General features: G+C 63.4%; 9 protein-coding genes. 4 read left to right on the plus strand and 5 right to left on the minus strand.

Annotated elements, in window-relative coordinates:
- Positions 1 to 556 precede the first annotated feature (556 nt).
- A complete protein-coding gene (gene prpB, locus VGL22_RS05375) occupies positions 557 to 1,465 on the minus strand; it encodes a methylisocitrate lyase (RefSeq protein WP_465265866.1) in 909 nt (302 codons plus the stop codon).
- A 125-nt stretch (positions 1,466 to 1,590) separates the two neighbouring features.
- On the opposite strand from prpB, the gene VGL22_RS05380 reads away from it, so the two are divergent.
- The 3 genes from VGL22_RS05380 (at position 1,591) to VGL22_RS05390 (ending at position 3,544) form a co-directional block, all read left to right on the plus strand.
- Complete coding sequence (locus tag VGL22_RS05380; protein ID WP_465265867.1) at positions 1,591 to 2,118, plus strand: DUF2911 domain-containing protein; 528 nt, start codon at positions 1,591 to 1,593, stop codon at positions 2,116 to 2,118.
- 87 nt (positions 2,119 to 2,205) lie between these two features.
- On the plus strand, positions 2,206 to 2,565 hold the full coding sequence (locus tag VGL22_RS05385) for an FmdB family zinc ribbon protein (protein ID WP_465265868.1): 360 nt from the start codon (positions 2,206 to 2,208) through the stop codon (positions 2,563 to 2,565).
- 109 nt (positions 2,566 to 2,674) lie between these two features.
- A complete protein-coding gene (locus tag VGL22_RS05390; RefSeq protein WP_465265869.1) occupies positions 2,675 to 3,544 on the plus strand; it encodes a mechanosensitive ion channel family protein in 870 nt (289 codons plus the stop codon).
- 6 nt (positions 3,545 to 3,550) lie between these two features.
- On the opposite strand, the gene VGL22_RS05395 is transcribed toward VGL22_RS05390, so the two are convergent.
- Positions 3,551 to 4,714, minus strand: a complete 1,164-nt coding sequence (locus tag VGL22_RS05395; RefSeq protein ID WP_465265874.1) for a threonine synthase — start codon at positions 4,712 to 4,714, stop codon at positions 3,551 to 3,553.
- 21 nt (positions 4,715 to 4,735) lie between these two features.
- Between VGL22_RS05395 and VGL22_RS05400 the strand changes: the two genes are divergently transcribed.
- The gene (locus VGL22_RS05400; RefSeq protein WP_465265870.1) at positions 4,736 to 6,154 is read left to right on the plus strand and encodes a dicarboxylate/amino acid:cation symporter; all 1,419 of its coding nucleotides are present in this window, start codon (positions 4,736 to 4,738) and stop codon (positions 6,152 to 6,154) included.
- 142 nt (positions 6,155 to 6,296) lie between these two features.
- Here VGL22_RS05400 and VGL22_RS05405 read toward each other — a convergent pair whose 3' ends face one another.
- The 3 genes from VGL22_RS05405 to VGL22_RS05415 all read right to left on the minus strand — a co-directional run.
- The gene (locus tag VGL22_RS05405) at positions 6,297 to 6,659 is read right to left on the minus strand and encodes a hypothetical protein (RefSeq protein WP_465265871.1); all 363 of its coding nucleotides are present in this window, start codon (positions 6,657 to 6,659) and stop codon (positions 6,297 to 6,299) included.
- Positions 6,656 to 7,318, minus strand: a complete 663-nt coding sequence (locus VGL22_RS05410; RefSeq protein ID WP_465265872.1) for an RNA polymerase sigma factor — start codon at positions 7,316 to 7,318, stop codon at positions 6,656 to 6,658. The genes VGL22_RS05405 and VGL22_RS05410 overlap by 4 nt, the downstream gene beginning before the upstream one ends.
- A 63-nt stretch (positions 7,319 to 7,381) precedes the next feature.
- A partial coding sequence (locus VGL22_RS05415; RefSeq protein WP_465265873.1) for a YdeI/OmpD-associated family protein occupies positions 7,382 to 8,074 on the minus strand: 693 nt, incomplete at its 5' end.

Consider the following 8,074-nt stretch of genomic DNA (forward strand, 5'->3'; position numbering starts at 1 on the left):
GCCCACCGTGCACAGAGCCGTGTTTCCTGCCGGCGTACCTGACAGCGCGACAGATTTCTTGGGCTTAAAAACAGGGGAAGCCTCAGCCTGACTCACGTACCCTCCAGCGATTTTGAACCTAATGGATAAAGCACAAGAGTGGCAAGTGCTGCCATGTCGCTCAAGAGAGAATCAATAGTTCGACACGAACTTGAGCCGACAGGCCGGCAGAGGGGAGAGGTCTCCAACGGCTGGCGCTGAAGGAGTCAATGGCATACCCAGCGCAACGATTCCATCCACTTTGCCGTACCGCGCAAGCGTCGAATCAAGGAAGACTCCACTCGGCCTTGTCAGATCTTTATGGGGTACACCGCCCTCAGACGGTCCGCAGCCCTCACTGGAATTCGTAATCTGATGCGCGCCCGCGATCGGCGTGCATCCCGCGACGAGGCTGCTTGGTTCCGCTCCGAAGACAATTGCCAGAAGCGGAAGACATGCCCACTTGAACGTGCGAGTCAATGCCAGGCAGGAAGCTTTGAGTGCGTAGCGCCGTGTTAATTTGGGCACGTGTTTCTGGTTACCCGCTTTTCTTCATAAACAACTCATCCAGCTTCATCTCATAAGCGTGATAATCAAGATACCTGTACAAATCCGCACGCGACTGCATCGTCGGAACCACACTCTTCTGCGTGCCTTCCTGCCGTATAGCCTCATACACCTTCAGCGCTGCGGCATTCATCGCGCGGTACGCGCCGCAGCAGTAAAGGATGATATCCACGCCCGCCGCGCTTAGCTCTTCCCGCGTCCACAGCGGCGTCTGCCCGAACTCCGTGATGTTGGCGAGGATGGGCACGCCGACTGCTTGGCGAAATTTTGTGTACTGCCCCAGCTCCGTTACGGCCTCGGCAAAGATCATGTCCGCGCCCGCATCCACGTAGGCCTGCGCGCGCTCGATCGCCGCCTCCAGCCCTTCGTTGGCAAGCGCGTCGGTGCGCGCCATCAGCACAAATTGCGCATCGGTCTTCGCATCCACGGCAGCCTTGATGCGGTCCACCATCTCGCCGGCAGAAACCAGTTCCTTCCCCGGCCGATGCCCGCAGCGCTTGGCGCCCACCTGGTCCTCCATGTGCACCGCGCCCGCCCCCGCCTTGATCATCGAGCGAATAGTCCGCGCAATGTTGAACGCCGATCCCCATCCCGTGTCGATATCCACCAGCAGCGGCAGGGAACTTGCATCCGTAATTCGCCGCACATCCACCAGCACGTCTTCCATGGTGCTGATGCCCAGGTCCGGCATGCCCAGCGAATTGGCCGCGACGCCCCCGCCGGAAAGATACAGCGCGCGAAAGCCCGTAGCCTCCGCCAGCCGCGCGGTGTAAGCATTGATGGCGCCGGCCACCTGCAGTGGCTTCTCTTCTGCCACCGCAGCCCGGAAGCTCGCTCCGGCCGTCTGGCCGGCCCACTGTCCGTCTGATGTGTTCGTCATACCACTTCCTGTCGATCAAGCATAAATCCACGCTGCCTTGACAGCCGGCCTCGCGTCCAGCGGGTACAATCATCGACGGTGTAGATCAGGCATCTTCTTCGAAGTATCCCAAGGAGGAAACACGCATGAAGCGTCTTTTGCTTTGTACCGGCCTTTTGGCAGCCACGGTCTTCGCGGTCGCACAGAAGCCGGCTGCGAGCCCCGCTGAAAAGGCAACCGCGACTATCGGCGGCCACACCGTCACCATCGATTACTCTGCGCCGAGCGTCAAGGGCCGCGAAGGCAAGATCTTCAACAAGGGCGGCCTGATCCAGACCAGCCACAAACAATATCCCATCTGGCGCGCTGGAGCTAACGCAGCCACCACTCTCACCACCGACGGCACCATCAAGGTCGGCGATATCAGCGTCCCTGCCGGCAAGTACACGCTCTTCGTCGACGTCTCCGACCCCGACAACTGGGTTCTGATCGTCAACAAGAAGACCGGCGAGTGGGGCCTGGCCTATGACGGTTCCCAGGACCTTGGCAAAACCAAGATGGAGATGTCCAAGCCGATGGCTATGGTGGAGCAGCTCAAGTACACCATCTCTGACGGCAAACTCACTCTGGCGTGGGAAAACCACGAAGCCTCCGTGCCCATCACAGCGCAGTAAGCGAACCCCAGCCGGGCGGCGGTCCAGTCAAACCTGCCGCCCGCACTTAGAATAGAGGTGTAGATTCTCAGCCCTGGAGTGAACACCTTGCCTTTGTACGAATATCGCTGCACCAGTTGCGGCCATAGTTTCGAGAAGATTCAGAAAGTTGCGGATGCGCCGGAGACAGCGTGCCCCAAATGCGGCGGAGAACTCATCCGCCCGCTCACCGCGCCTGCACTCCAGTTCAAAGGCGCCGGCTGGTATGTGAACGACTACGCTTCCAAGCCCTCCGGCGGCTCCGGTTCGGACAAAGGCGGCTCAGAGAAGTCCAGCTCAGAAAAATCTGGCTCAGAAAAATCCGGCTCGGATTCCTCCACCGGATCCGCCGGCGAGTCGAAGCCGGCCGCCGAGTCCAAGCCTGCCCCCAAGGAATCGAAGCCTGCTTCTTCCAGTACCGCGTCCTAAGCAGGCATTCACCCCTCCCGGTACCTGACAAAAGTCAGAGTGGCGCACCGCCGGCCTCTGGTGAAACCCTGTGAGCCGGCCAGGGTTTTCCGCCCTGGAAGGAGTCGCCATGCCCTTCAACCTGCAAAGCATCTCGCAGACCACCACCGCAGTCATCACCGCCGTCGGCTTGAAGATCATCGGCGCCATCCTGCTGTTCTTCGTCGGCCGCGCCTTGATCCGCTTTGGCACCCGCCTCATCAGCAGCGTGCTGCGCCGCCAGAACCTCGACGCCACGCTCGTCTCCTACGCCTCCACCAGCCTCAGCATCATTCTCAACGTCATCCTGGTGGTGGCCATCCTGGGATTCTTCGGGGTCGAGACCACCTCGTTCGCCGCGCTGCTGGCGGGCGTCGGCCTGGCCGTTGGCGCTGCGTGGAGCGGCCTGCTGGCCAACTTCGCCGCCGGCATATTCCTCATCGTGCTGCGCCCCTTCCGGGTGGGCGATCACATCCACGCCGGCGGAGTCGAGGGCGCGGTGCAGACCATTGGCCTGTTCACCACCATCCTGAGCACCGGCGATAACACCCTCATTCACCTGGGCAACAACAAGATCTTCGCGGACAACATACAGAACTTCTCCACCAACTCCTACCGGCGCGTGGATCTGGAAACGCAACTGGCCGACACCGTCAGTCCTTTCGTCGCGCGCGAACTGCTCATGACCGTGCTCCCCACAATTCCCAACGTTCTGGCGACCCCCGCACCCGTGGTCGAGATCGTCCGCTTCAACTTTGCGGGTCCGGTGCTGGCCGTGCGCCCGTTCTGCCACGACAAGGATTATTGGCAGGTCTACTTCGACGCCAACACCGCCATCGCGCAGGCGTTTGCGAAAGCCGGCTATCCCATGCCCGCCCAGAATTACGCGCTGCGCAGTTATCCGCCGGCCGCGATGATGGCGCAGCCCACTCCTGTGGCGCCGCCCATCGCCTCCGCCTGAACTCGCCTACACACGCGCGCCAATCACGTCGGTATATTTGTTGCCGGTTCCGGTGTTGAACAGCACCACCCGATCGCTCTTCTTCAAAAAGCCGGTCGCGATCAGGTGATCGTATGCTGCCGTGGCCGCCGCCCCCTCGGGCGAGAGCAACAGCCCCTCGCGGCTGGCCCAGTCCTTCAGCGAGGCGAAGATCGCGTCATCGCTCAGGGCTACGGCGGTCCCTTCCGACTGCCGAAGGATGTCCAGAAGGATGTAGTCCCCGTAAGGCTTCGGCACGCGCAGGCCTGAGGCCGAGGTGTGCGCATCCTGCCACATCTGGCTTACCGCCTCGCCCTGTTCGAAGGCGCGCACAACCGGCGCACATCCAGCCGCCTGCACCGCAATCATCTTGGGCCGCTTGCCGCTGACCCACCCCAACTGCTCCAGCTCTTCAAACGCCTTCCACATCCCAATCATGCCCACACCGCCGCCGGTGGGATAAAAGACAGCGTCTGGATACTCCCAGCCGAGCTGCTCCACCAGTTCGTAGCCCATCGTCTTTTTACCCTCCACGCGATAAGGCTCCTTGAGCGTGGAGACGTCGAACCAGCCCTCCGGGCCCTTGCGCTCGCCCACAATGCGGCCGCAGTCGGAGATGAGCCCGTCGACGAGATTCAGGTGCGCGCCGTAAGCCCGGCACTCCACCTGGTTAGCCATGGGCGTGTCTCTGGGCATGAAGATGTGCGCTTCCATTCCCGCCGCCGCGGCATAGGCCGCCAGCGCGCCGCCCGCGTTGCCGGCCGTCGGTGCTGCCAGCTTCTTCAGGTCATAGTGCCGCGCCATGGTCACGGCCAGCGCCAGTCCGCGCGCTTTGAACGTCCCCGTCGGGTTTGCTCCCTCCTCCTTCAGCCACACGCTCTCAAAGCGGCGGCTGGGCAACATCGGAGTCCATCCCTCGCCCAGCGTCACGGGTTCCACTGACGGCAGCACGTCGCGATACCGCCACATGCCGCTCCAGCGTTTGTCCTGCTCCGTCGTTCCGATCCGGTCTCGGGCAGCCGTGCCCTTCGCGGCGGAGAGGTCATAGCGAACGTAGAGCGACCCCGCGCAGGCTGTGCAAACAGTTTGTGGAGTGGCGGGGTCATGGTGAAGATGGCAGCGGGAGCACTCGAGAAAGGCGACCTGGGGCATGCCCATAGAATAAAGGAGACCTTGAGCCAGAATCCGCCCACGCACACCGAACCCGGCCCGCGCCGCCCCCTGCTCGCCCGCACCGCGGATCGCGCATTCTTCGCGGCGGCCATGCTCGTGTTCGCCGCGGGCATTGCGCTGCACCTGGCTGGATCGCGGGCGCCATCCCTGACGGTCTTCGCCATCGCTCTGCGCTGGATCGGCCTCGCGCTCTTCCTTCCCGTTGCCTTGCGTTTGCGCTCGCTTCTGGTGTGGACCTTCTACGCCATGATTGCCGGCGTGGTCCTCGGCCTCGATGCCCCGCACATCGCAGGCCAGCTTCGATTCCTCGGCGACTTATTCCTCCGCCTCATCCGCATGATCGTCGCCCCCCTCATCTTCGGCGGCATCGTCACCGGCATCGCCGGGCACGGCGAACTCAAGGGCGTGGGCCGCGTAGCCTTGAAAGCCATCCTCTTCTTCGAGGTGGTTACGACCCTCGGGCTCCTTCTCGGCCTCGTCGCCATTAACCTCACGCATGCCGGCGCAGGCGTGGCGCTCCCCGCAGCCACGCAAGCCGTCGCGCCCGCCGCGCACTCTGAGACATGGCAGCAGCTCATCCTCAACATCTTCCCTGAAAACATTGCGCAGGCCGTGGCGCAGAACCAGATCCTGCAGGTGGCCATCTTTTCACTGCTCTTCGGCACCGCGCTGGCCACGCTGCCGGAGTCGAAACGCGCCCCCCTCGTGACGGTCCTGCAGTCCCTTACCGACACCATGTTCCGCATGACCAAGATGATCATGGTGGTCGCGCCGCTCGCCGCCGGGGCCGCCATGGCGTACACCATCAGCACCTCCGGCCTGGCGCTTCTCGCCAGCCTGGCCAAGCTTGCTGTCACTTACTATGGAGCGCTCGCCGCGTTCATCCTGCTGGTGCTGGCGCCCATACTCGTCGCCGGCCGCATCTCCGTCCGGCGCTTTGCCGCCGCCATCGGCGAACCGGCCGCCATCGGCTTCGCCACCACCAGTTCTGAGGCCGCTCTGCCTCTCGCCATGGAGCGCCTCGAAGAGTTCGGCGTGCCCCGCTGGATCGTGTCGTTCGTAGTCCCCACCGGCTACAGCTTCAACATGACCGGCTCCAGCGTCTACCTCACCATGGCAGCGATCTTCGCTGCCCAGGCGGCCGGCATTCACCTGTCGCTCGGCGAGCAACTGATCATGTTGGCCACACTGATGCTCACCAGCAAAGGAGTAGCCGGGGTGCCGCGCGCCACCCTGGTGGTGTTGATGGCGTCCGCCGCGGACCTGCACATTCCCTCCAGCGCCATCCTCGTCCTACTGGGCATAGATACCCTCATGGACATGGGCCGCAGCGCGATGAACGTCATCGGCAACTGCATGGCTGCAGTCGTAGTCGCCCGCTGGGAAGGCGAACTTGGCTCCCCCGCACAGACGGCCTGAAGGCAAGCGAGGATTCACACAGATTCGAATCTCGGTGCCTTTGAGGTTCGTCGCCTCAAGAAACCCAAGCGCTGATTTCGGGCGTGCGCGCCGGGTCGAAAGCAGATTTTGTAAGTGGAGAAAGTTCGCGGAAACCGAGCGCCTACCGCCTGCGCAGCCACCCTGCCACAAGCGCCGCGGCAAGCAAAGCCGGGCACAGGATGCACACCCACAGGCCAAACTCGGTGTTCAGGTCGCCCCAGGTCCCGCCGGAATTGAAGTGGTCCACCACCAGCCAGGCCAGCGGCCCAATCACCAGCAGAACCACCACGAACGCCGCCAGCGCCAGGGACCGGCTGCGCTTGCGCATGGCTTTCTGGTCCTGCATCACTCCGAGCGAGGCCATCACAACACGGCGCGTGGAACGTGCCACCACGCGATCCCGGTCGGAATCACCCAGGGAAGCGGCCAGACTGCTGAGCCCGTCGTTCCCGTCGGCCGCACCACGGCCTGCCCGCACTGTCATCCGCCAACCTCGTCGGGTCGCGCCGTTGCCGCTTCAAGCCCGGGCTTGATGGCAGCCAGTCCGCGATACAGCCGCGATTTTACCGTGGAAAGCGGAGCCCGCGTGACGGTGGCAATCTCCTGCAGCGAAAGATCTTCATGGAACCGCAGCACCAGCACTTCGCGATACACGGTGTCCAGCTCCAGCAGCGCCGCGGCAATCCGCTCGCGATCCTGCCCGCTGGCCATGCGGTCGAACGGCGTGGGCTGCCCGTCCACTACCTCGTAGCTCATCGGCCGGTCGTCTTCCGTTGTGCCGTCCAAAAGCTCGTCCAGGCTGGCCAGCGTCCGCTTGCGCCGGTAGTCGATCACCAGGTTACGCGCGATGGTGAACAGCCACGTGTCGAAGCGCGCCTTGCCGTTGTACTGCCCGCCGCGCAGCAACACCCGCATCCAGACCTCCTGGAAGAGGTCCTCCGCCAGCTCGCGGCTGCTGGTCAAAAAGAGCAGATAGCGCAGCAAGCGGTGCTGATAGCGCACAATGAGCTCATCCAGCAGCCCGGCTTCCTGCTGCTTCAGCCCGGCAGCAATGGCCAGGTTCTCCTGGTGAACCGCCTCCTGCTGGACAGCAGCAGCCGAACCTCGGGCAAACATCGACTGTATGGACGCTAGGGTGCTCATCTTGTCCCATTAGACGATAAACCGATGTTCCTGGCCGACAAATCCGCCGGGCTTAACAAATCTTTACAGTTCCGGATTGTCGTCGAATTGGCCCTCACGCATCCTCGCTCCCAACCCGCCGGCGCGCTCCCCACCCGACCCGCGGCCAGCCCGCGATAACGCGTTCTCGATAGCCGCATGCAGCCGTTTTGCCTGCGCCTCGGGCGACCGGCACCCGAAAATCATGAACAGATGGTTGCGCCGCTGCACCGGCGTCAGCGCCTTCCAGCCGGCCTGGGCCAGCGGCTGGCGCTGGAACGCCGCCCGCAGGATCGGCGGCGTCTCCTTTTCACCTTCCATGGTCAGATACAGCCGCTCGGCCGCTTCCTCGGCACGCTTCTGCCGGGACGCTGCCGACTTGGGCTCGCTGATGGTCTGCGCAATCCACCGCTTGTGCCCCTCCGGCAGCCTGTCAAACCACTTGCGCAGCCCGGGCGCTTCCCGCATGGCGCGGAGCAACTCGTCCGGCATCAGCTCTTTGCGTTCCTCGAGATCGGGCTGCAACCGGACGGCCACGCGGTCTCCCTGCCGAACGCCCGCCCCCGCCAGCATCTTCTTGTTCACGATGAACCCGTGACCCCTCTGCGTCGGGAACAGAGCGGTCCGAAAGCTGAACCCATTGATCTCGCCCGCCACCCGCCTCACCCGCACCCCCGGCCACGCCTTGGCGATATCAAACGGCAGCAGCGCAAAGGTCGACTTCAGCCCCATCCCGGA

Source organism: Occallatibacter sp. (assembly GCF_036502485.1).
Classification (GTDB): domain Bacteria; phylum Acidobacteriota; class Terriglobia; order Terriglobales; family Acidobacteriaceae; genus Telmatobacter.

What these genes read in the sequence shown, in the direction of transcription:
- VGL22_RS05405 (WP_465265871.1), bottom strand. Translation starts at nt 6,659, where the DNA reads ATGACAGTGCGGGCAGGCCGTGGTGCGGCCGACGGGAACGACGGGCTC.
- VGL22_RS05390 (WP_465265869.1), top strand. Translation starts at nt 2,675, where the DNA reads ATGCCCTTCAACCTGCAAAGCATCTCGCAGACCACCACCGCAGTCATC.
- VGL22_RS05410 (WP_465265872.1), bottom strand. Translation starts at nt 7,318, where the DNA reads ATGAGCACCCTAGCGTCCATACAGTCGATGTTTGCCCGAGGTTCGGCT.
- VGL22_RS05380 (WP_465265867.1), top strand. Translation starts at nt 1,591, where the DNA reads ATGAAGCGTCTTTTGCTTTGTACCGGCCTTTTGGCAGCCACGGTCTTC.
- prpB (WP_465265866.1), bottom strand. Translation starts at nt 1,465, where the DNA reads ATGACGAACACATCAGACGGACAGTGGGCCGGCCAGACGGCCGGAGCG.
- VGL22_RS05395 (WP_465265874.1), bottom strand. Translation starts at nt 4,714, where the DNA reads ATGCCCCAGGTCGCCTTTCTCGAGTGCTCCCGCTGCCATCTTCACCAT.